The sequence below is a fragment of the Thermonema lapsum genome (assembly GCF_011761635.1).
Classification (GTDB): Bacteria; Bacteroidota; Bacteroidia; order Cytophagales; family Thermonemataceae; genus Thermonema; species Thermonema lapsum.
In genome coordinates, this window is the sequence record NZ_JAASRN010000003.1 from 67,192 (window position 1) to 89,740 (window position 22,549).

20 protein-coding genes and 1 other RNA gene are annotated in these 22,549 nt (G+C 47.8%); 8 read left to right on the plus strand and 13 right to left on the minus strand.

What is annotated here, in order from left to right:
* Window positions 1-16: 16 nt before the first annotated feature.
* The 4 genes from gatC to FHS56_RS09965 all read right to left on the minus strand — a co-directional run bounded on the left by gatC (window position 17) and on the right by FHS56_RS09965 (window position 4,477).
* The gene (gene gatC, locus FHS56_RS09950; protein WP_166920363.1) at window positions 17-304 is read right to left on the minus strand and encodes an Asp-tRNA(Asn)/Glu-tRNA(Gln) amidotransferase subunit GatC; all 288 of its coding nucleotides are present in this window, start codon (window positions 302-304) and stop codon (window positions 17-19) included.
* A 25-nt stretch (window positions 305-329) separates the two neighbouring features.
* On the minus strand, window positions 330-1,115 hold the full coding sequence (locus tag FHS56_RS09955; RefSeq protein WP_166920365.1) for a lysophospholipid acyltransferase family protein: 786 nt from the start codon (window positions 1,113-1,115) through the stop codon (window positions 330-332).
* A gap of 27 nt (window positions 1,116-1,142) precedes the next feature.
* Entirely contained in the window at window positions 1,143-2,672 is a 1,530-nt protein-coding gene (gene dnaB, locus FHS56_RS09960; protein WP_243844208.1) for a replicative DNA helicase, read from the minus strand.
* A 359-nt stretch (window positions 2,673-3,031) separates the two neighbouring features.
* The gene (locus FHS56_RS09965; protein WP_166920369.1) at window positions 3,032-4,477 is read right to left on the minus strand and encodes a DUF389 domain-containing protein; all 1,446 of its coding nucleotides are present in this window, start codon (window positions 4,475-4,477) and stop codon (window positions 3,032-3,034) included.
* Between the two features lie 67 nt (window positions 4,478-4,544).
* On the opposite strand from FHS56_RS09965, the gene FHS56_RS09970 reads away from it, so the two are divergent.
* The gene (locus FHS56_RS09970; RefSeq protein ID WP_166920371.1) at window positions 4,545-5,801 is read left to right on the plus strand and encodes an MATE family efflux transporter; all 1,257 of its coding nucleotides are present in this window, start codon (window positions 4,545-4,547) and stop codon (window positions 5,799-5,801) included.
* Entirely contained in the window at window positions 5,786-6,799 is a 1,014-nt protein-coding gene (locus tag FHS56_RS09975) for a glycosyltransferase (RefSeq protein WP_166920373.1), read from the plus strand. The genes FHS56_RS09970 and FHS56_RS09975 overlap by 16 nt, the downstream gene beginning before the upstream one ends.
* Here the strand turns inward: FHS56_RS09975 and FHS56_RS09980 are convergent.
* Window positions 6,779-6,997, minus strand: a complete 219-nt coding sequence (locus tag FHS56_RS09980) for a hypothetical protein (RefSeq protein WP_166920375.1) — start codon at window positions 6,995-6,997, stop codon at window positions 6,779-6,781. The two genes, FHS56_RS09975 and FHS56_RS09980, sit on opposite strands and share 21 nt — an antisense overlap.
* Window positions 6,998-7,095: 98 nt before the next feature.
* The gene (locus FHS56_RS09985; protein ID WP_166920377.1) at window positions 7,096-8,511 is read right to left on the minus strand and encodes a hypothetical protein; all 1,416 of its coding nucleotides are present in this window, start codon (window positions 8,509-8,511) and stop codon (window positions 7,096-7,098) included.
* Between the two features lie 145 nt (window positions 8,512-8,656).
* On the opposite strand from FHS56_RS09985, the gene rbfA reads away from it, so the two are divergent.
* From rbfA to rnpB, 3 genes are all read left to right on the plus strand, one after another.
* Window positions 8,657-9,082 (plus strand): 30S ribosome-binding factor RbfA, encoded by a 426-nt coding sequence (gene rbfA / locus FHS56_RS09990; protein ID WP_166920378.1) that lies wholly within the window; start codon window positions 8,657-8,659, stop codon window positions 9,080-9,082.
* A 2-nt stretch (window positions 9,083-9,084) separates the two neighbouring features.
* Window positions 9,085-9,888 carry a class I SAM-dependent methyltransferase gene (locus FHS56_RS09995; RefSeq protein WP_166920380.1) on the plus strand — a complete coding sequence of 268 codons (804 nt, stop codon included), beginning with the start codon at window positions 9,085-9,087 and terminating at the stop codon, window positions 9,886-9,888.
* A 51-nt stretch (window positions 9,889-9,939) separates the two neighbouring features.
* Window positions 9,940-10,357, plus strand: an RNA gene (gene rnpB, locus FHS56_RS10000) — RNase P RNA component class A.
* Window positions 10,358-10,359: 2 nt separating this feature from the next.
* On the opposite strand, the gene FHS56_RS10005 is transcribed toward rnpB, so the two are convergent.
* The 4 genes from FHS56_RS10005 to FHS56_RS10020 form a co-directional block, all read right to left on the minus strand.
* Window positions 10,360-10,764 carry an OsmC family protein gene (locus FHS56_RS10005; RefSeq protein WP_166920382.1) on the minus strand — a complete coding sequence of 135 codons (405 nt, stop codon included), beginning with the start codon at window positions 10,762-10,764 and terminating at the stop codon, window positions 10,360-10,362.
* Complete coding sequence (aroB, locus tag FHS56_RS10010; protein WP_166920384.1) at window positions 10,761-11,828, minus strand: 3-dehydroquinate synthase; 1,068 nt, start codon at window positions 11,826-11,828, stop codon at window positions 10,761-10,763. The genes FHS56_RS10005 and aroB overlap by 4 nt, the downstream gene beginning before the upstream one ends.
* Entirely contained in the window at window positions 11,825-12,931 is a 1,107-nt protein-coding gene (locus FHS56_RS10015) for a bifunctional 3-deoxy-7-phosphoheptulonate synthase/chorismate mutase type II (RefSeq protein WP_166920386.1), read from the minus strand. Before FHS56_RS10015 ends, aroB begins: the two co-directional genes overlap by 4 nt.
* Window positions 12,932-13,027: 96 nt before the next feature.
* Window positions 13,028-14,503, minus strand: coding sequence for a nicotinate phosphoribosyltransferase (locus FHS56_RS10020; protein ID WP_166920388.1), 1,476 nt, complete (start codon window positions 14,501-14,503; stop codon window positions 13,028-13,030).
* A gap of 83 nt (window positions 14,504-14,586) precedes the next feature.
* On the opposite strand from FHS56_RS10020, the gene FHS56_RS10025 reads away from it, so the two are divergent.
* Entirely contained in the window at window positions 14,587-17,166 is a 2,580-nt protein-coding gene (locus FHS56_RS10025) for a PAS domain S-box protein (RefSeq protein WP_166920390.1), read from the plus strand.
* A 28-nt stretch (window positions 17,167-17,194) separates the two neighbouring features.
* Window positions 17,195-17,863, plus strand: coding sequence for a uracil phosphoribosyltransferase (upp, locus tag FHS56_RS10030; protein ID WP_243844207.1), 669 nt, complete (start codon window positions 17,195-17,197; stop codon window positions 17,861-17,863).
* Between the two features lie 189 nt (window positions 17,864-18,052).
* Here the strand turns inward: upp and FHS56_RS10035 are convergent, their stop codons facing one another.
* From FHS56_RS10035 to FHS56_RS10045, 3 genes are all read right to left on the minus strand, one after another.
* Entirely contained in the window at window positions 18,053-19,042 is a 990-nt protein-coding gene (locus FHS56_RS10035; RefSeq protein WP_166920392.1) for a hypothetical protein, read from the minus strand.
* A gap of 122 nt (window positions 19,043-19,164) precedes the next feature.
* Complete coding sequence (locus tag FHS56_RS10040) at window positions 19,165-20,580, minus strand: SGNH/GDSL hydrolase family protein (RefSeq protein ID WP_166920394.1); 1,416 nt, start codon at window positions 20,578-20,580, stop codon at window positions 19,165-19,167.
* A 31-nt stretch (window positions 20,581-20,611) separates the two neighbouring features.
* Complete coding sequence (locus FHS56_RS10045; protein WP_166920396.1) at window positions 20,612-21,868, minus strand: OmpP1/FadL family transporter; 1,257 nt, start codon at window positions 21,866-21,868, stop codon at window positions 20,612-20,614.
* A 246-nt stretch (window positions 21,869-22,114) separates the two neighbouring features.
* Here FHS56_RS10045 and FHS56_RS10050 point away from each other — a divergent pair, with 246 nt between their 5' ends.
* On the plus strand, window positions 22,115-22,543 hold the full coding sequence (locus FHS56_RS10050) for a nuclease A inhibitor family protein (protein WP_166920398.1): 429 nt from the start codon (window positions 22,115-22,117) through the stop codon (window positions 22,541-22,543).
* The last annotated feature ends 6 nt before the right edge of the window (window positions 22,544-22,549 follow it).

A 22,549-nucleotide genomic window follows, 5' to 3' on the forward strand; every position in this document is an offset into this window, starting at 1 on the left:
CATTTTTTTGTGGATTCTATTCAATGACCTTCGGCACACGAAAGTAGTTGCTGTCTTTTTTGGGGGCGTTGCGCAGCGCACGCGCATGAGGCAATGCCGGTGCTGGTTCATCTTCGCGTAGTACGTTATTTTCTTCCGACATGTGGATAAGCGGCTCTACTCCGTTGGTATCTATTTTCTCGAGTTGGTCGACCCATTCGATGATTTTATTCAGGTCATTCAACATAGTTTGGGCTTCTGATTCATCAAACTCCAGACGAGCAAGATGTGCTATTTTCTGCAAGGTGTCCAAAGATACTTTCATAGGAATTATGTTTTTCGATTTGCGCTTACTTACGCAAAGCTACAGAATTTCTTCCATTGGATGGGGCACAGTATTTTAAGTCAGGGTAGTAGGCTTTCAACGCTTGGTAGATGGCATCATAGGTGCGCTGTTTGATGTGCTCGAGGTCTTGTTCGGTGCATCCTTTGGTTTGCACTGGAGGCAAAACCACTGCCTCCAGACGATGGTAGCGGGGCAAAAAGCGGTGGTCGTCGGGCAGCACTTTCCAATTATACGGAAAAGCAATGGGTATAATGGGGATTTGCAAGTCGATGGCTACTTTGAAAGCACCATCTTTGAAAGGTGCCAGCCGGTCGAGTTCGTGCACTCGTATGCCTCCTTCGGGAAAGATGATGATGCTGCGCCCTTGTTGTGCGGCTTTACGCATGTGAAGCAGTGCTTTGTAGGAGGCGGTTGTGCTTTCCCGCTTCACGGGAATATGTAGCTTGGCAAACATGCGCCCAAAAAGAGGGATTCGGCTTAGGCTGTCTTTGCCTACAAACACATGTCTTGGGGGGGCTATCAGACCCATCAAGACGATGTCGAGATAGGAGTTGTGGTTGCTGCAAAGCACATACACTGCCCGAGACGAAGGGTGGAAGTGGTAGTGTACTTCGAAGGGCAGTCCGCTGCCCCTCAAAAAGCACCATGCCCAAAATCGGTTCAGATAGCCAATCAGAGCATAGGCACGGCTATAATAGGCAAGCCAAAACAAAGGATACAGACATACAAAAGGAATAAGAAACCATAACAAGCACCATATGGAGTAAATTCTGCGTAGTAATGTTGTCATAGGGGATAAGGGGTTCCGAAGTTTGTTTTAGAATGGTGGCATGTCGTCAAAAGGGTCGGTTGGTGGTAGTTGCTTGTTGTCGGGTGAGGAATCGTCTTCCAAATCTTCGTTCAGGCGGCTTTGTACCCGTATTGTCTGCGCTCTTTGTGTGAAGGGCTGCACGTGGTCTACGAAAGCAGGTTCATGAGCAAAAGCCCCCAGATTGAAGTTGTCGAGGTTGGTGAATTTGGTGAACTCGTTGATATAACGCAAACGAACGCTGCCCAGCGCTCCATTCCTGTGCTTGGCAATAATCACCTCACCCACACCTGCCGTAGGATTGCCCTCTTCGTCTTCGGTGATGCCATAGTATTCGGGGCGATAAAGAAAGAGTACTAGGTCGGCGTCTTGCTCAATAGAGCCCGATTCGCGTAAATCGGAGAGCTGAGGGCGTTTGTCGCCACCACGTTGCTCCACGGCGCGCGACAGCTGCGACAGCGCAATTACTGGAATATCCAGCTCTTTGGCTATGTTTTTCAGCGAGCGGGAAATGTAGGCAATTTCTTGTTCGCGGTTGCCTTTGTTGCCTTGCTCGCCACCACTCATCAACTGCAGGTAGTCCACGGCAATCAACTGGATGTTGTGTTGGGCTTTGAGGCGTCGCGCTTTGGCGCGCAGCTCCAATACCGAGAGAGCGGGGGTGTCGTCAATAAATATTTTGGATTGCTCCAGTTTGGCAATGCGCTGGTGCATACGGCTCCATTCGGCTTCGCTCAACTTACCCTGTTTGAGCTGTGTGCTGCTTATTTCGGCTTCGGCTGCAATTAAACGGTTGATAAGCTGCACAGCAGACATCTCCAAAGAAAATACTGCTACGGGCAGGTTGAAATCCACAGCTGCATTGCGCAGTGCCGAAAGGATGAAAGCCGTTTTACCCATCCCCGGGCGTGCAGCAATGATAATCAAGTCGGACTTCTGCCAGCCGGCGGTGTAGCGGTCTAGTTCTGTGAATCCGGTAGGCACGCCTGTGAGCCCGTCGTTCATGTCTTTTTTATTGGCAAGCTCGCGCAACGACTGTTGTATTACGCTCTGTATGTCTAAGTAGTTGCGTCGTATGTTTTTTTCCGACACCTTGAAAAACGAGTGTTCGGCATAATCGAGCAACTCAAACACATCGGTTTTGTTTTCTATGGCTTTTTGCTGAATCTCTTCCGAGATGCGAATCAAGTCGCGTTTTAGTGCGTATTCGCTGAGGATGCGGGCATGATATTCGAGGTTGGCAGCCGAGTTGATTTTGGTGGTGAGTTCACCCAAGTAAACAGGACCCCCTACCATTTCCAGCTTTCCTGCCTTGCGCAGTACGTCGGTGACGGCTATGATGTCAATAGGGTGCCCTTCTTTGAAAAGCTGCTCAATAGCCCGATATATCTCTTGGTGTTGTGGACGGTAGAAGCTCTCGGGTGTGAGGATATCAGCTACATCTACAATAGCCTCTTTTTCAAACAGCAAAGCGCCCAACACCGCTTCTTCCACTTCTATAGCTTGTGGAAGCGATTGTATGCGCTCTTTTTGAAGCATTCTGTAGGATTCTATGTCTTTTTTGGGGTTTATAGAGGAATGTGCCATAGCCGGTATAAGAGGAGGTTATTGGGTTACGTTACTTGAGAGAAAAGGTTTTTATGCAAAGATAAGAAATCGAATAGGCTGCAAAAATGCAAAGCTCCTGCTTTTGTGGCATGGGCTTTTTATTGAAAAAAAGAAAAGGAGTCCTCTGCCATGGGCAAAGTACCTTGTTTTTGCCGGTTGCTTTTTTTTAAAGAAGGGAAGAAGCCGCATTTTTTGCTTGCTTTGTAGGCAAATAGAACCCAAAACCTACAAAGAAGGCAGGTTTCTTTTCCAGATACCTGCCTTTTGCAAGCTTTGATATATGAGAGGGCTTAGTAGTGCAATATTTTTATGTTGTTGAAGCTGAAGCGTGTTTGTGCCCATTTTTTCAGCTTCTGCTCTTGTTCTTGTCGTTTGTAGTGCGGCACTGTATGCTCCCAGCGTATGAGTAAAATAGGTATTGTGTCTTTGTTACCTTCAGGCAAGAGGTTCACCACTTCGGCTACGCTTAGCGCTTTCAGTCCTTCGTATTGAGTGTAGGCTTCGCGTACAAAGGCTTCTTTTTCAAGAGAGTTCTGCTGTTGAGTTTGAGCCCAATGCTGCAGGCTGTCGATGAGCGCTTGCTTACGGCGCAACTCTTCTTCGGTTTTCGAAAACATCTTTTGCATGAGTTCCTTTTCAATACGGTTGCCTACTTCACTCGCCAGTCGGCTTTCTATTTGAGACAACTCCGAGAAGCTGATTCCGTCTTCTTGGTGCAAGATAAGCTCTGTGTTCTTCAGCCCGTAGTCATTTAGTTTACCTTTCAGCACTTCGTATTTGATAGAGTCCACCTGCTTGCCCAACAGATACACATGTAGGCGGTGTAATTGGTTGTTTGCGTCGTATTCTATTTTGCTCAATACCACTTCTATGTCTCCGTTTTTCTGTATTGCATTGATAAATCTGTTTACATTGGTTTCGTAAATAGTTTTTTGCACCACTCCCCAAAATAACCATGCGCTGGGCAATACAATTAGCAACACACTCACTATTATGTACTTCTGAAAGCGCTTAGCTTGTTCTTTGTCTGGCACTTGAGCATACGGAAAACGTAGGTAACGCACTATCAGGTAAGTAGCTAAAGCTATAAATACACAGTTCAGCAAGAAGAGGTAGGAGGCACCCAGAAAGAAGTTCCATTTCATATGAGCCAAGCCGTAGCTGGCGGTGCAGAGTGGTGGCATAAGTGCAGTGGCGATGGCTACGCCCGGAATCACATTGCCTTTTTCTTTGCGTGTGGTACCAATGATGCCCGCTAACCCCCCGAAGAAGGCAATGCCTACATCCAAGATAGTGGGTTGAGTGCGGGCTACCAGTTCGGCTTGTTCTGTATCGATGGGGGTTATCAAGAAATAAAGGGTTGCCGTAAACAAGCTGACCCCAACCATCAAAATGAAGTTGCGTACGGCTTTTTTGAGCATGACAAAGTCGTTGGTGCCTATTGCCATGCCTACACCTAAAATAGGACCCATCAAGGGAGAAATCAACATGGCACCGATAACCACTGCAGTAGAGTTGGTATTTAAGCCTATAGAAGCAATGAATATAGAGCAGATAAGTATCCACACGCGGTGCCCGCTGAAGTAAATGTCTTTGGCGATGGCTTTGGCACTGCTCTCTATGTCGAGGTCTTCTTGCAAGGAAAACCGGTGTTGCAGCAAGTTCAGTAGTTCGTGTTTGATTTGCTGCCACAGCTGCTTATTCGAGGGCTGGGGGGTGGGGTTTGCTTGTTCCATATGTTTCTATGGTTGGCTTTACGTATCTTTGAACAAACCTATTGAAAAAAGTTGAAATCGAAAACGCATGAGGATAGACTCGCAGCAGCAAAGATGGTCAGTAGCAAGCCATCGTTATTTTTGGATATTGCTTGCTTTAGGCGTCAAGATACTGTTCAATTTTTTGATATCCAAGCAAGTGGCATTAGTCTTTGGCGAAGAGGGCATTACAGTACTGATGCACTTCTTGAATTTTGTGGCTTTGTTGTCCTTTTTGCCTATCGAAGGCGTACACCGGGCATGGCTAAGCATCGCAGGCAAAAAGCCGCTGCAGGTCAATACAGAGCTGTGGATAGCCGCCCATTTTTGGGATATTGCAATCTTCTTAGTTATCATTGTCGTTCCCACATTTTTTTTACGGCACTTTCTTAGTCTTTTTTATTTTGATGCTCTGCAATACTTTGGCGTTTTGGCATCGATACTGGCGTATATTTTTCTGCACCTTTTTCTGCAGTATTTCTTGTGGGCAAGGTCCTATGTTTGGTATGGCATGGTCAATGTGTTGTTATCGGCGTGTAGTTTTTTAGCGGTGTATTGGGCAAGCCGTTTCGGTGAGCTCTCTTTTGTACTTACCGCCTTGGCGATAAGTTACTGGCTTCCTTTGTTGTTGGTGGTATTGATGGCTGCTCCCCCATTGCCCCCTTTGCAAAAAAAGTGGTGGTTGGCTTTGTACGAAGACTACCAGATATATTGGCAGTTCATTCTGCTGGCGCTGGTAGGTGTGCTACTCGACAAGCTGCTTGCTTTCGAAGTACGTCTGTGGGCGGTCGATACCTTCGGCATCATTGACACCGGTTATTGGCAGGCACTGGTGCGGGTGTCGGAATTGCTGGTAGGTATGCTTTTGGCTTTCTTGGCGGCTGCCTATTATCCAATGGCTTGCCAAATGCCCGATGGCAGAAGCGCATGGGTTTATACTGTCCGTCAGTTACGGGTGGCAGTCCCTTTAGTTTTGGTAGTGATGTTTTTGCTTTGGCTGAGCAGCGAGTGGTGGCTGGCTTTACTGTATGATGCTCCTTTTGTGCGAGCGGCTGCATGGAGTCACTGGCAGCTCACGGGCGATTTCTTCCGTATGCTGAGCTGCTGGGGGGCGCTGCTGCTGTTGGCAAGGCAATCTTTGATGATGTATTTAGTCATGCAATTGTTGTCGGTTGTGGTTTATTTGCTATCTTTAGCTTCCTTGTATCAGCTGCATGCCGTGGAGGCACTTCCTATGGCATATGCTATTGAACACCTCGTATATGCAGCAGCACTCTATGCTTACATACTATGGAAACGCCCTTAGTGTCTGTCATTGCTTTGTGTTACAACCATGCTCCTTATTTGGAACAGGCGCTGTGGTCGGTGGTTGGGCAGACTTATCCTTGTGTGGAGTTGCTAATAGTAGATGATGCCAGCCGCGATGCATCCAAAGTGCGCATCATCGAGTGGATGGAAAACTACTACCATGAATGTGCACGACAGAGCATCAAGCCGAGAGCTATCCGCACTTTCTTTTTTGAAAAGAACAAAGGCAACTGTCGGGCTTTCAATTATGCCCTTCAATGGGCAAAAGGAAAGTACGTTATTGATTTTTCTACGGATGATGTTTTGCTTGAAAAGCACATAGAAACCCATGTGCGGCAGCTCGAGCAGCATCCCGAAGCGGGTGTGAGTTTTTCCAACGCATGGTATATAGACGCACAAGGCAAGGTATTAGGCACGCATTACCCCATAGATGAAGCAGAGCACGCCAAAATAGCAGTACCTTCCGGCAACGTGAAAGTGCCTGTTTTGCGTAGTGCTTTTATCTGCACGCCTACTATGGTGATACGTTCAGCCCTTCTGCATCGCTTGGGGGGCTACAATGAGTCGTTGAGTTATGAAGATTTTGACTTTTGGGTGCGGGCATCGGCTTGCACCTCTTTTTTGTTTGTAGATGCCTGTACAGTCATGAAGCGGCAGACCGCCGTTTCACACGGCAGTGGTTTTTATGCACCTGCCCCCAATGCCCACTTGCGCAGCACTCTGCGAGTTACGCACAAAGCCCTGTCTTTGTGTCAAACCGAAGAGGAATACCGGGCGCTGGCTTATCGTACCTTTTATCATTGGCGCTTAGCTATCTATGTGGGTGACAAAGAAGCAGCGCAAGGCTTTGAAGAAGTCTTGCGCTGTTCGGCATTGCGTGCTTACTTGTCTCGCCCGGCATGGATGATGGGCAAACTACTTTCTTTGGGCTACTGGCGTCCTTTTTACCTGTTTTACTTGCGTTGTCGCCATTCTCTATGTCGTAGATTGCGATGAAGCGGAGTGGGGCATGTCCTCATCGCCCATGACCCCTGCCAACACAATAAAGTAAATAGATACGAACACCAAAGCGCCCAGGGTGAGCTCGCCGGCGTAGTCAGCACCCAAAACAAAAAAGAGCACTAAGAATAGCGTCAAAACAAGTAGCAACACCAGCGAGCTGACAAACAGTCGGTATTTGGCTTTCTGACTCATGGTAGTTGTGCTTTTGGTATTTACGATACCCAAAGCTATGGTTTTGGTCGGCACAGCCAAATGACCGGCATCATTGAAAGCTAACGCCTTGAGTGAGTTTAGTCAACGAGGCGTAGGCGGGGAATGTCTTTTGTTTGTGGGGCATATCGATAAACATGCGGCACCTCCGTGGGGCGGTAGTGGGCTGCCAGTAGGGGGATGCGCTTGCTGATTTCTTCCCAGCGATGCATGCTATCGACAATCAGGGCAGGGGGCGACTGCAAGAGTGCTCGGGCAAGACCTTCGCAGCTGCCGTAATGGTTCAATTGGTCCAAGTAGCGGCGGCTTAGTTTGTAGTCGAAGAAAGGGGTAGCGCTCCGGTAGTGCCGGTACCATTCATAATCATAACCAATGACCCATACCCGCGTGCTTCCATGCATTTGTGCCTGTAATACTGGAGGTGTATGGCTGCTTGTTATTGTTGTACCGAAAAACAACAGACTGCCTCCCCACAGCGGTAGAATCCAGGCACAAAGCTCTTGAATCCATTTTTTCTTCAAGAGAAGCAAATAGTGGGCAGCATAAAAAGCCACTATGGTCAACAGCAAATAGAAATTATACCACTGCCTGAAATCACCGAACCAAAAAAGCAAGAAAGCGGCAATGCCCATCCAAAAGAAGGTCATCTGCGCACGCACCTGATAGTTGATGAACTGAGGGCTTTGCCAAGTGCCAATGAGAAAGACAGCAGCGCAAAGCGCAAGAGAGGTGCCCCATCTCAGCATGCTGTCGGTATTGAGAAAGACGCTTCGTGCCGGTTGTACTGCCTGCAATAGCCAATGGGTTGCCATATCGCTGAATTCGCCACGCCAGTAAAAGAAGAGTACTACCAACAGTAAAGGCATACTTGCCGTGAATACAAAACTCAGCTGTTGGGTGATGTTGGTATTGGAGTAAAGGAAATAGGCAAAAATACAAGCCGGTATCAGCCACCCATAGGGCAAATGCGCAAGCATTGCCAAGCTCATAAAAAAGCCGGCTTCCAGCAGATAGCTTTTTTGTGTTCCTTCTTCTATTTGCCGTATGCTATAATAAATTACCCACGTGAGGGCGGGCAGGGCAATCAGTTCGGGGCTGAGCACCAAAAAAGCAGGGTGAGCATTGAAAAAGACAGCCATAAAAAAGCCGGTGAGCACATGTCGCTGGTTATAAAGGCGCAGTTGCATGCACAAAGCATTGAATCGCAAAAGGACCCACAAGCCCAAGACAGCAGCCACCAGACGGAAGGCAAACAAAGGAAAATCATCCAATAAAGACAATAACCAATAAACGCTTGCCGACAGAGGCGAGGTCGATACCCAGAGGTCTTTGTACAGCAGGTCGCCTTCTTGCAGGCGTTTGCCTATCTCTATGAAGGAAATCTCTTCGGGGAGTGCCTCGGGGTATTGCAGAAAAAGCAATATCCGGAAAGCTGCAAACAAAACAATCAGTAACAAATAGTGCAGAATGCTGTCGTTTCTGAGTAAGCGAACCAAGAGCAAGGCTGTCGTTGTTTAAATAACAAATCCTGCCGAAAATTAAACTTTTTATTGAAATAAATTTGTCTTAACTTTGCACGCATGAACAGCATAGAAACCAAAAGGTTAGCTTAGCTGTTGCAATTAGAACGAATTCAACAAGATGAATACCAGAAGACAGCGTCGCGTGGCTCACCTTATCCAAGAAGAGGTAGCCGACATTTTTCAGAACGACACCAAAGGCATCCTTCCAAAAGCACTTATTACCGTCACACACACCGAAGTAACCGCCGACCTTTCCATTGCCAAAATATACTTGAGTATTTACGCAACACAAGACAAGAAGGAAGTATTGGCAGACATACAGGAGCAAGCCAAGTGGATACGTCATCAGTTGGCACTGCGCATTGGCAAACAGATACGCATCATGCCCGAATTGCGCTTTTTGTTAGATGATACCTTAGAACAAGCCGAAAAGATAGAAAAAATACTGAAGAGCATCGAAATCCCCCCTGAAGATAAAGATTACGGCTTGGACGCCTACAAAAAGTTGGATGACCTCGAAGGAGCAAAAGACGAAGAAGAATAAGCATGCGTTACAATCCTGTAAAACAACGAATCAGCGATACCTTCCAGCATCGTCCTTTTTTGCGAAAGCTGCTGTTTGGTCTTTTACGCATGATTTTGTTGCGGGTGTGGTATGTGCGCCGGGCTATCCGTCAGTGGGCAAAGCACAGGAAAGGGCAGCCGCAACATATTTTGGATGCAGGCGCTGGCTTGGGGCAACACGCCTTTTACTTGGCAAGCCGCTGTAAAGACTGGAGTGTGCTGGCGGTGGATGTCAACGTTACTGATATTTGCAGAAACAACCGCCTCTTTGACTGCGAGAAATACCCGAACCTGTATTTCAAAACAGCCGACTTGCTCACCTTCTCGCAGCCCGATGCCTTCGACTTGGTGTTGGCTATCGACGTGCTCGAATACATAGAACAAGACGAGGTGGTGCTTCGCAACTTTTACACCTCCTTGCGCCCCGATGGCATGTTGCTGGTATATGTGCCCTCTCTGATGTCTTTGCGTGAAGGCAAGAACAATAAACCGTTCTGCGAAGAGCAGGTGCGTGCTGGTTATAGCAAAGAAGAGCTATGCAACAAACTACGAGCTGCCGGCTTCCGCCATATCAAAGTCCGTTATGTCTATGCTAAGCCGGGCATTTGGTCGTGGCGCCTATCGGTGAAACTCCCCATGCAGTGGCTCAATTATACCAAAAAAGCAGCTTTTTTCCTGCCTCTATACTACTTGCTGGTTTATCCGGTGTGCGTGGTATTGAACTATCTTGATATGTGGGGCAACCATGAAGAAGGTGAAGCCATCTTGGCAATGGCATTCAAATAAAGTTTTCATACTGCCGGGAACTTTCCATCTTTCGGTAGGTGTTGCAAAAAACGGGCAAGCTGGCTTACCGCTGCTTGGCGAAAAGCACAAGTAGAGGAAAGTCCGGGCAGCATAGAGCAGCGTACTTCCTAACAGGAAGGCTCCTGCCTGATGAGGGTAGGGGACAGACAGTGCCACAGAAAACAAACCGCCGATGGCTCCTGCGCAAGCGGAGTACAGGCAAGGGTGAAAAGGTGGGGTAAGAGCCCACCGCTCCGGTGGTGACATGCGGAGGCACGGTAAACCTTACGCGCTGAAAGACCAAATAGGCTGGCAAGTACCTGTTCATGAGAAGGTACTAAGGGTGGCTCGCCCGACGCCAGTGGGTAGGTCGTTGGAGCTTGGCAGCGATGCCAAGCCTAGATAAATGGTAAGCGCCCTTCTTATTAGATGAAGGGAACAGAACCCGGCTTACAGGCTTGCCCGCTCCTTTTACAGGAGCTTGGTGTGGATGTCAATAGGATTGCTTAAAATACGGTGTACAGGGCACTTTTCAGCTATTTCCAGCAGGCGTTGCCGTTGGTCAGCATCCAATTTGCCCAGCAGCTTTATCTGTCGGTAGATGTGCGTTACTGGTGGTTGCCCCTTTTCGGTTTCTATCGATAATTCCAACTCTATGCCATCGAGCTCGAAACCCTTGCGGTCGGCATACATGCGCAGGGTGGCGGCAGTACAGCTTGCCAAGGCTGCCAGTATATATTCTGCCGGTGTAGGTCCACTGTCGGCACCGCCGGATTCTATGGGCTCATCTGCCAAAAAAGTGTGTTGGCGCGCTTTAAGTTGCACGCGGTAGTGTTCTTTCCCAATAGAAGCTGTGAGTGTGGTTTTTTGAGTCATAAACTATGGATTTGATTGATAGCTACTTGCTGGATGGCTTCTTCTATCTCCTCTCCGGATACCTCCTCATTGACCAGTGCGTGCCCTATTTTACCCAACAAGGTACAAAGAATTTTGCCACCTTCATTTTTTTTGTCTTGAGTGCACAGCTGGGTGATGGCTTTTATGTCTTTCGAGCTGAACAACACCTTGGGGTAATGGGTGTCGATGAAGGTGGCAAGCTGCTGATATTCTTGCGGGGTGATATATTGCCTTTGAAGGCTTATATAAGCTTCTGCTTTGATACCCAACGCTACGGCTTCACCGTGCAACAAAGGCGAATGGCTTTGCAGGCAATAGCTTTCTATGGCATGCCCTATGGTGTGTCCGAAGTTCAGGGCTTTGCGCAATCCTTTTTCATGAGGGTCGGCGGCTACAATTGCCGACTTGATGCCAAGCGAACGGGCTATGACATCGGGCGTTGCCTTTAGGCTATTTGCTTGTAGCTGCTTATGCCATTCGTCGGCGTCGGCAATCAAAAGATGTTTGATGTGTTCGGCAAAACCGGCTATTATTTCCTTTTGAGGAAGTGTGTTTAAAAAAATGCTGCCTATAAACACCGCGATGGGATTCTGAAATACTCCGATGTGGTTTTTCAAGTCCATGAAATCTATGCCCACTTTGCCGCCGATGCTGGCATCCAACTGTGAGAGCAGCGTAGTGGGGCAGTGCACAAAGCGGATGCCGCGCTTGTAAGTAGCGGCACAAAATCCACCCATGTCGCACAACACGCCACCTCCCAAGTTAAGCAGCAGAGCAGAGCGGTCAGCAGCATGCGTTGTCAGTTGCGCCCATATTTCCCGGCAAGTATCGAGGTTTTTATGCTCTTCACCTGCCGGAACGCACAGCAAAGTATGAGGGGGCAGTGCTTCTTGCAAGAGAGGGTAGCAGTAGCGCTGCGTGTTTTCATCGCAAAGTACAAACAGTTGGGAATAAATCTGCCGGCTTAGAAAAAAAGAGAGGCTACCGCTTATATCGTCTTCGACAACCACAGGATAAGGCAATGGCAAATCAAGTGGATTCATGGTCGGGCTTCGTCTTTGCTTGGCTTTTGCATGACTTCTGTTTGTATGCGTATAGATTCCACGTGAATCAGCTTGTAGATTTCTGCTATCAACTCGGTATTCAAGTCGTTTTGTTTTGCCCACTCGGAGCGGCTGTGGAAGACTTGGTTCCAGCGTTCAAGTTGGAAGATGGTAATGCCCTTTTCTTTTTTGTACTCTCCAATCTGTTCTACAATGTCCATACGTTTGGCAAGCAGCTCCACTATTTCGTAGTCTATGTTGTCTATTTTTTGACGCAGACTTTCCAATATATTGGCATCTAAGGGGTCTTCTATGTTGGGGTGGCGCAGCTCGAGCCGTTGCAGTAGTTCGCGCAGGCTGTAAGGGGTGATTTGTTGCTCAGCATCACTCCACGCTTCTTTCGGATTGCGATGCACCTCAATCATCATGCCCTCGTAGTTCAAGTCCAATGCTTTCTGCACGATACGCAATAGCAGATCGCGCCGTCCGGCTATGTGGCTCGGGTCGCAGATAAGCGGCATGTTGGGCAACAGGCGTTTCAGCTCAATGGGTATCTGCCACATGGGCGGGTTGCGGTATTTGCTTTCTTCATAGGTAGAAAAGCCCCGGTGAATCACAGCCATCTTACGGATGCCCGCCCCATGTAGGCGCTCTATGGCGCCTAACCACAATTTAAGGTCTGGGTTTACAGGATTTTTTATCATCACAGGTACATCTACTCCACGCAGGGCATCGGCAATGTCTTGCACGTTGAAAGGGTTGACCGTAGTGCGGGCGCCTATCCACAAAACATCTACTTCGTGTTTAAGTGCCAGTTCTATGTGCTGAGGGGTGGCTACTTCTATGCAGAAAGGCAGCCCTGTGGCTTTTTTTACGGCTTGCACCCAAGGCAAGGCTTTGGCGCCGTGCCCTTCGAAAGAGCCCGGGCGTGTGCGTGGTTTCCATATGCCTGCGCGTAGGGCATGCACGCCTACCTCTTTCAATTTGAGGCAGGTTTCAAAAAGCTGCTCTTCGGTTTCGGCACTACAGGGACCGGCAATAACCAAGGGTCCTTGATGTGGGAGCCATGTTTTTAAGTCGGCAATGTCAAGTTGTACACTCATAGCTGTGAGTTCTGGGTTTATATTCCACAAAAGTACAGAAAGCGGCTTGCTTAATAAAATACAACAAAGCAAGCCGGCGCATAGTTCTGTACGAGACTAATGTGGGCGTAGTTGCTCTATGAGGTCTTCGCGTAAGTGATAGAGACTTTTTTCCAAGCCCGCAGGGTAAAGGTGTGGATTTACAAAACGCTTGATGCTGCTGTGCAACTTATCGAGTTCGCTTTGCCTGTGGTGGCGAATGCTTTTCAAGGTAGGTGGGTCATATATCAGTTTGCCTTTTTCAAATATCGGTATTAGCAAATCTTTGCTTTCGAAGGCTTCGTTTGAAAGGCGTTTGCGTCGGATGGGGTCTTGGGGGTCTACTATGGTGAAGCTGTTGCCTGTGGGTGGGTTCAGTTCATCATAAATCATGTCGCCCACATAAAGCCCGCGCGAGGCATCGTAGAAGCGCTTGACCTGCAGCTTGCCGGGTATTGACACCTTGACGCTTTGCTCCGATAGCTTGATTTTATATTCCCATTTGCCTGTTTGGGTATCTTTCAGCGCAGCTATTTTGTACACGCCACCCAAAGCAGGTTGGTCAAAGGCTGTAACCAGCTTGGTGCCAATGCCCCATATGTCGATGCGTGCCCCCTGTTGTTTGAGACTCTCGACTATGTGCTCGTCTAAATCGTTACTGGCTACAATTTTGGTATTGTGGAAGCCGGCGTCGTCGAGCAGCTTGCGGGCTTCTATGCTCAAATAAGCTAAGTCGCCGGAGTCAAGGCGTATGCCTGCCAACTCGTAGCCCCGGGCACGCAGTGCTTGTCCTACTTGTATGGCTTTCTTCACCCCTTCGATGGTGTCGTAGGTATCTACCAGCAGAATGCAGTTGTTGGGCATGGCTTGCGCATAGGCTTGAAAGGCTTCTGCTTCGCTGTCGAACGACATCACCCAGCTGTGGGCATGGGTGCCTTTGACAGGAATACCCAGCAGCTTGCCTGCCAGCACGTTGGAGGTGCCGTCGCACCCGCCAATATAGGCGGCGCGCGAAGCAGAAAAGCCCCCGTCGATACCTTGGGCACGACGCAGACCAAACTCCAACACTGGGTCTTCCTTAGCTGCCAATCGGATGCGGGCTGCCTTAGTGGCTATGAGTGTTTGAAAATTCATGATGTTGAGCAGGGGCGTTTCTAATATCTGGCACTGCCACAAAGGACCTTGTATGCGCAATAAAGGCTCATTGGGAAAAACCACGCTCCCTTCGGGTACCGCCATCAGGTCGCAGCTGAAACAGCTGTTTTTTAGAAAATTCAAAAATGCCTCCTCAAACAAAGGTTTGCCGTCGTTGCCGGTGAGTGTTGCCAAATAGTGTAGGTCGGCATCGGTAAAAGAGAAATGCTGCAGGTAATCTATGACGTCTTCTAAACCGCATGTTATGGTAAATCCACCCTGAAAGGGATGTTTGCGAAAATAAAGATGAAAAATAGCTTCTTGCTCTGCTTTGCCGCTTTTCCAGTAGGCGTAAGCCATCGTGATTTGGTAGAAGTCGGTATGCAGGCTCAACGATTCCTTGTAAAGACGTGTATGCATAAGCGCATGCTTTTTTGAACGCAATAAATTGAAAATAATTTTTATTTTTGGAATAAGTATGTGCAGTTTTTCAAAGTGTTTTTATGAAAGGCAAGGCGGTTCAGAACAAATTTCCTTCTATTATTCGCAGGCGCATGTTCTATAGTACTGCTGCGGCTACCCTCTTGGTGATGTTTGCAGTTTGGAGTTCGTGGCGCTTATGGCAGACTACCGAGGACGAGCATGCCTACATAGAAGAAGTGTTGTACCCTTCGCAGCGGCACTTGCTTTCAGTGAGCCGTTTGGTTGAGCGTACCAACCAAGCCACACTTTTTCGCATCTTGTTTGATGATGAAAAATATGAACTGGAGCATAGTCGGCTGTGGAAATATGAAATACAACCCCTGATGGATAGCCTCCAAGCGCAAGAGCGCACTTGGCATAGTGTTGATGACCGCACCTTGCTCCAAGATGTAACCATCAGCCTGCAGAAGCTTTATATTCAGCAGTTTGCTTTTATTAAAAAGTACAAAATAGACAAGGCTTTCAAGAGTGAGCAGGAAATGTATGAGCAGGCATTGGAAGAAGTGAAGCGAGAAGGCGCTACGCCCAGCCTTTTCAATACTCCCGTGGTGAAAGATTCGCTTGCCGAAGTCGCTGTTACAGACTCCTTGCCGCAAGAGCTACCAGAGGGTTTCCCCTCTGACGGGAAAGAAAGCAGCTTGCTTGATGCACCCACAGAAACAAGAACCAGCAATCCTTTGCTGCAGGAATATCAACGCAGAGTGGCACCTATAGCCGATAAAGTGCAGGCAGAGACAGCACGCCTGTTGCTGAACTTCGACGGGCAGTTGCGTTTGTCGCGCGAGCTGGTCGCCCGCAATCGCCTGCTGATGATTATAGAAGGGGTGATTGTTTTGATTGTCCTGTTTGTGTTGATGCTTTTGGGAAGCCGCTGGGCTTATGTGCGCTTATCTTCTGGTTTGCGTCGCCTGCATCATTTCTTTGCTGAGTTGGCTCAGACGAATGTGCCCGCAACAGTGCCTGTTTCACAAGACGAGCTGGGGCGTTTGTGCGTTGATGGGATACAAATACGTGAAAACATGCAGATTATCCGAAATTTTGCCGAAGAGGTTGCCAAAGGGCACTTAGAAGCTGAGTTGGAAGGCTTGCCCGAAGGCGAGGTGGCGGTTTCCTTGAAGAAGATGCGGCAGGCGCTCATCGAGGTGGCTCAGCAAGAAAGAGAGCGCAGTTGGATAACCGAAGGCTTAAATCTCTTTGCCGATATATTGCGTCGTACCGACGACGTACAGGCGATGTACGATGAATTGATGCGTGAGCTGGTGCGTTATGTGGGCGCTCAACAAGCCGCTCTTTTCGTTTTGAAAAGCGAAGAAGACGAAGAGACGCACTTGGAACTGACCTCTTTTTACGCTTTTGACCGCAAACGCCTGATGAAAAAAGAGATAAGCAAAGGAGAAGGTTTGGTGGGGCAATGCTGGGTGGAAGGCAACACCATCTATTTACTGAAGGTGCCGGAGCAGTATGTAGAAATTAGTGGTGGCATGGGAAGTGAAAAGCCTCGCTCTTTGTTGATAGTACCCTTGAAAGCACGCGACAGAACCTTAGGGGTGTTGGAGCTGGCTTCTTTTCATCCGATGGGTGAAAAAGAGCGTCGTTTTGTCGAAGAGCTTGCAAGCGACATAGGCTCAACCCTCTTTTCGTTGCAAAGCGCCGAACAAACGCGCCGTCTGTTGGAAGAGTCGCGCCTCATTACCGAACAGATGCGCCTGCAGGAAGAAGAGTTGCAAAAGGAAATTAACCGTCTGGTAGGAGAAGTCAGACAACTGAAATATGAGAGCAAAGAATATCGCACCTTGCTGGATGCCATTCGTGAAAAAGCCATTGTGATGGAGTTTGACAGCAACGGCAACTTTATCTACGTAAACGAGCGTTTTTGTGAAATCACTGGCTTCGAGAAAGAGGACCTTCTCGGTAAGTCGCGCATGATATATGCGCCGGCAGACGCTGACCCCGCTGAATTTAACCTGCTGTGGTCACAGTTGAGCAGCGGTGTTTATCTGGAAAAAGAGCTCAAACGCTCCCGTAAAGACGGTACGCCTTTTTGGTTGCGCGCACAGTTGTTCCCTATCCATGACGAAAAAGGTGAATTCAAAAAAGTATTGTGTATAGCCACCGACATCACGGGTAAGGTGCAAAGCACGCAGCGCATGATGCGTTCGCAACAGGAGTTGAGTGCCAAGCAGCTTGCCTTTGAGCGCGCATGCATTAGTATAGAAACCGATAAACATTTTCATATTTTGGACATCAATGAGTATGCCTGTCGTTTGTTGGGCATTGAACGTGAGCAAGCATTGCATGCTCATCTCGATGAACTGGTGCTGGGGCGTCTTGATTTTGATGACCTCCTCCGCCGCCTTGAGCAAGATGAGGTAGTCAGTGGCGATGTACTGATGGCTGCCCAAGATTTTCAGTACAAATATGTGCGCTTGACTGCAGTGGCTGCCCGAAACATCAATCAAGAAATAGAGCACGTCTTTTTCATTGGTTTAGACTTGTCGGCAGATAAACACCGCGAGATAGATTTGCAAGCAAAAGTGGAAGCTCTCGAGAAAAAAGTTTATCGTTTAGAGCGAAATATTGAAGAGCTCAAACAGCTTTAGTACTTTTGGGCTGTTTCAACTATATAAAATGATGTCCACACTGTTTGTTTTGAGTGAACAGCCATCTATTGCCCATCACTTTTTGGCAGATGTACGCTCATTGGAAAAGCAACGAGACCGGCGTCTTTTTTGGGAGAGCATGGAACGCCTGGGCTATTTGCTGGCTTACGAGCTCTCTAAGCAACTTCGCTATGAGTGGGTCACCGTGACCACCCCCTTAGGTACCAAACAGCACTATTGCTTGTCGTCGCCTCTGGTGCTGGGAGTTATTTTAAGGGCGGCTATTCCTCTCTACGAAGGGGTGCGTCGTATGTTCCCCGAAGCCGATACCGCTTTTGTAGGGGAATATCGCAAAGAAGGAAGTGAAAAGAAAGGAGCAGCAGGGGTAGAAATAGAGCAGTTTTACGCTGCTACTCCTTCGCTTTCAGGGCGCACCCTCATTTTGATAGACCCCATGTTGGCTACTGGCAAGTCTATTGTAACGGCTTACCGTGCCCTGACAGACAAGGGAGGTACACCACAAGCCTTGCATATTATCTCGGTGATTGCGGCTCGTCAAGGGGTCGAGTATGTGCAAAAGCATCTGCCCGGCGTGCATTGCTGGACAGCAGACTTAGACCCTGCCCTGAATGATAAGGCATACATTGTACCCGGCTTGGGCGATGCCGGCGATTTGGCTTTTGGCGAGAAACTGTAATGTAAGCACAAGCCCGAATGCTGTGTTTGCGCTTTTATTGCCTTGTTACATGAAGTGAGCAATGGCATGCTCCTTTGTGCTCCGATTAAAAGGAAAGTAGGCATACCAGCGTTTTTCTCAGAGGCATAAAAAAAGAGGGACTTTAAGAAAGCCCCTCTTTTTAAGTATTTTGGCTTGTGAAGGTGCCGTTTATCTTTGCACTACATATTTCATTACCACCCTCTTACCTGTGCCTGAATTTTCAATGCTTTCTACTTTTATCACCCCTTTTTTGCCCATATCATTAACGAAAGAATATGTTCCACCTTGGGTAATGACTATATATTCTTGGCTGCTGCTGAAGCTTAATTCGTCCACATCATCGGCAGTGGCAGTAGCGGGGCTTAGCGTGGTGGTGGCAAAATAGGTGTTGGTACTGGAAGATTTGTTTGCCCCGGCAGAACCAAAGTTGAAGTTGGTGCCAAACAAGGCAGCATCATTATCGGAAGCGCGCAAAGCAGGAGAGATTAGGACAATTTTATCGGGACCTACGCTGCCACCGGTAGTTCGTCCGAGCGTAATATCTATTTTGCTGGCATCGGTGTTGGAAAGAGCGTCCACTTGCGAAGTGGTATATACTGTTCCGTTGTCAGTGCGCAGATAGCTGCCTTCGATAGCACCTTGGTCTCCTAAGGTAACTGTTACTATGCTGCTAAGAAGTGGTGCAGAACCTCCGGAACCAACATTCACGTTTTCTACTCGACCGCTGCCAGCTTGACCCACCGTAAAGAAGAACGAACGCTCTACGGTACGCCCGCCGTTGGCGCCTCTGTCTTTGGCACTTACCCGTACTTGTACTCGCGTGCCGTTAATCAAGTTGCTGGAAACAGGGACATTTAAAGTAGCTTCATAAGTAGTATTGTCTTCGGTGAAGCCGCTTTTCTTGGGGTAGTTTTCAAGGTTTTGAACCGGCAAGCCGGAGACAATTAGCTCCACATTCACCAATCTTAGCTTTTCTGGAGCATAGATTTTTACACCTAATGTGAAGGTGGTGCCAGTGTTGAAAGCATAGGTAGCATCTGGTGTGCTTGTGAAGTCAATAGTAGGTAGCGGGGCTTCAGGGTCCTTTTTACAAGAGCTAAGAAATACGACACTGGCTGCTACCAGTAAGTTCAGTAGGATTAAATTCATTTTTCTCATAGGACAAAATAGTTTTTGTTGCACTCTTGCATGCTTTTCAAATTTTGTGCCATGCTTATATTTAACACAAAAAAACCTGCCTTTAAGGCAGGTTTTGGGAAATTCATGAGGCTTTGTAAATCTTAGGGGAATTTTACGCCTCTGGGATTCATTCCATTGATATCAATCAAAGGAATGTTGGCATTGTAAGCCTGATTGATACGACGCAAGAAAATATTTGCCAAGATGGCATATCCTTTAGGCGTGGGGTGCACTTGGTCTATAGAGAAGAAACCACCACTGAAAGGATTGCCATTGACTTGTACACCCTCGATGCCTGCGCCACTCAATACTTGTAAGAGATAAGAGTTAGAATTTATTACCGGAATGTTCTTGGCACTTGCAATTTGTTGAATAATGGTATTGAAGGTAGTTACCGCAGCGATGGCTTGAGCAAGCTCGCCTTGGTCCAACACGTCTCTGTCAGCAATAGGGGTAGGAGTGTCTGGAACGTTGTCGCTATCGGTATCGCTCATCCAGCCGAGACCCGTGGCTATTTGACCTGCATAGCCCGTGGGGTTGGCAGGGTTTAGGAAGTGATAAAGTAGTAAGTCTTGAGATGGGTTCATTTTACGTACTTCTATTACTGTAGGAGTACTGGGGTCGTCCACCACTATCACGGGAAAGTTATTGCCTGCTACGAAGTTGGGGTTGCTATAGCCAGCTGCTTGGTAAGCAGCATTGAAGGCAGCAGCTGTAGCTGCATTTGGTATCGGGATGACGGGGAAGTTTCCCCCATTTTGCTGGCGAATTAAAGTATTGGGTGCATACACATAAGGGATAGAAGTTACGTTGGGTATGTCGGCAATGATGCCCTTGGCTCCATTTTCTGTGAGCTTGTCAATTAAAGCTTGATAGTTGGCTTGGAAGGTAGCACTAGGGGTAATAGTGCCACTGCCACCACTGGTTACAAAGCCCAATACGTCGTTGTTGCCTATCCAGCAGGTGAAGAAAGTGGGCGAAGCCTCGCCTACCAGGTCAATATAAGAAGTAGGCGTTCCCGGCTTCAAACGTTCAAAGAAAGGATTGGCTTGGCTATAGGCTGCGTTTTGTAGGTGGGCTACTGCAATACCCGGAATGCCCAAGTTGTTGGGTAGCGGACCGCTATAAGCGGTAAGTTGTGCTCCACCGGGCAACGTTTGACCCGTAGTAGCCAAATTGTTGGTTTCTGTTCCTACGATTGGTATGCCATTGCTGTCGAAGCCAGTTATTTTGAAGTAACCACTGCCGTTTTCTTTTCCTTCGGGGAAGTAGGCTTGCACAAAATCTCCCCCACCTACCAATTTGAATTGCTTAGCAATCAAGTTAGGATAAGAAGCTTCGATGGCTTCGTTATAAAGACCTCCATCCATGTAGCCTGCGGTAAGCGAGTTGCCTACGGCTACGTACTTGGTCAGGTCGATTTCGCTGCCTTTGCTGATGGGGGAGTCTATTTCAGGTTGGCAGGCAGTAAAGCCCAAGGCAGCTGCTATGGCTATGTATAATATGTTCTTCTTCATGGCTCTTCTATTTTTTTACACTTTTACATCATTAGAAATTGTAAGATACGCCAAACGAGGGGATGTATGCTTGAGTTTTGAAGGTGCCGCTGATAGTATTGGCATCGCTGGCTGCCAACTGGCTACGCTTTTCTTTGTTTACGAACAAGAAGCCTGCGTTGATGTTCAGCTTGCCCAAGGAGTAACCCAAGCCGGCAGTCAAGCCCAAAGCGTTGGCATCGGGGGTTTCAGCAGTCATATAGCCCTGAGGAACAGGTGTAAAGTCATAATAAGCACCGATACGTGCTTTGAGCGCATCGGTTACACCATATTCAGCACCAATGCCCAAGGTCAAAGCATCTTTGTATTTACGTTTCGATACAGACCGGGTAGCACCGGCTATGGGGTCTTGGAATTCAAACTTCAGTTCTTTGTAATCACTCCACTGCGTATAGCGTAAGTCGGTAGCCACAGTAAGCTTGTCGTTGCTGTAGGCAAAACCAAGGGTGAGCACAGCCGGCAGAGGCAGCGAAGAGCTGAACTTGGTGTCTTGCAAGTTTGCATTTTGTTGGAATGTTTGGCTTGTGCCGGTCAGGTCAAAAGTTACATCGCCATTTTTTACTTCCGACGTCACTTTCGAGCGGTAGTTCAAACCAAAAGAAAACCCATCGGGCGATTTTACGAACAAGCCCAGATTGTATCCAAGGGCTGTTTCGGTAGTGCCGCTGAATTTTACTTCGGCGAAGTTCCCAGTGGTCGGATCGGGAATGCCTCTTTTGAGGTCGATGCTACCCACGACCACATCCAAGCCGGCGCCAATGCCTATGTAGTCGCTCAGCATAAATGAAACGGTAGGCTGAATGTAAATAGCGCGCAATGACAATTCGCGCAAATAGGATTGTTTAGCCCACCCATCTTCCCACTTGACAGTAGAGCCGAAGGGAGTGAAAACGCCAACCCCTGCCTTCAGGCGCTTCACACCATTGGCATTTTCTGGACCAAAGCCAAAAGCTGCATACAGGTAGAAAGGCAGCGATACCGGGTTGTCGGTTTTGGCTTCGGAGTAGTAAGGCTCACTCTCTAAGTAGGAGACGCGCGAGATAATGGGGCTTACCCCCGCCGATACTACGTTACCCTCGAGCATCGCCACAGCCCCAGGGTTGAAGAACATACTGGCTGCATCGGGCACGGCAGTGGCTACATTGCCCATGCTGGTTTGCCTAACACCTTGCAATACCACTTGGAAGCCGCCGGCGTAAGCCGCAAAGCTACTAGCACCGACCAATAGGCTAAGTACTAATTTTTTCATAATACATTACGTTTTGTTTTTACTGATAATACAAAGCAAATATAAAATAAGTATTCATTCATGATAAAAAAAATTGCAATTTTTTAATTGTACTATGCAACTTTTGTGGTTTTTTATACTGAGAAAGCAAAGAATTATAAAAATTAAAAATGCATGAAGCCTACAATACATAACATAGTAGGATGAATTTTCATATGTTTTGTAATATTGTAAGTTGAAAAAACTGAAAAAAGAGTTCCAGTGCCTATGATACAGGAAGAAGACAAAGCAGCAGAAATTGCTCTTCGCTTAGATGCCATCGCTGCCAATTTGTTATATCCAAGCGAAACAGATGAACCTTTTGAGGGTTTTTACTGGCTGATAGAAAAAACAGAAGGTGCTCTTACGAAAGAAGAGGTGCGTGCAATATTGGATTTGCCGGACGAGGTGCCCATAGAAGAGCGTCGCTTCGATGCTTTCTTTTACCCTGTAGCAGTACCGCAAGACTGGCATAGTGAAGAAGAGTTGGAGTTGGTAAACCAATTCCAAGAGATGATTTTTGAGCTTCGGAAGCTGCTACGCAAGCCACAAGTGTTTGTGGTGGGCGGCGAGGTGGAGAAAGAGGTTTATATTGTAGGCAAGGTAAAAGAACATAACTTCTGGGCAGGCTTAAAAACGAAGATAGTAGAGACCTGATGAGGA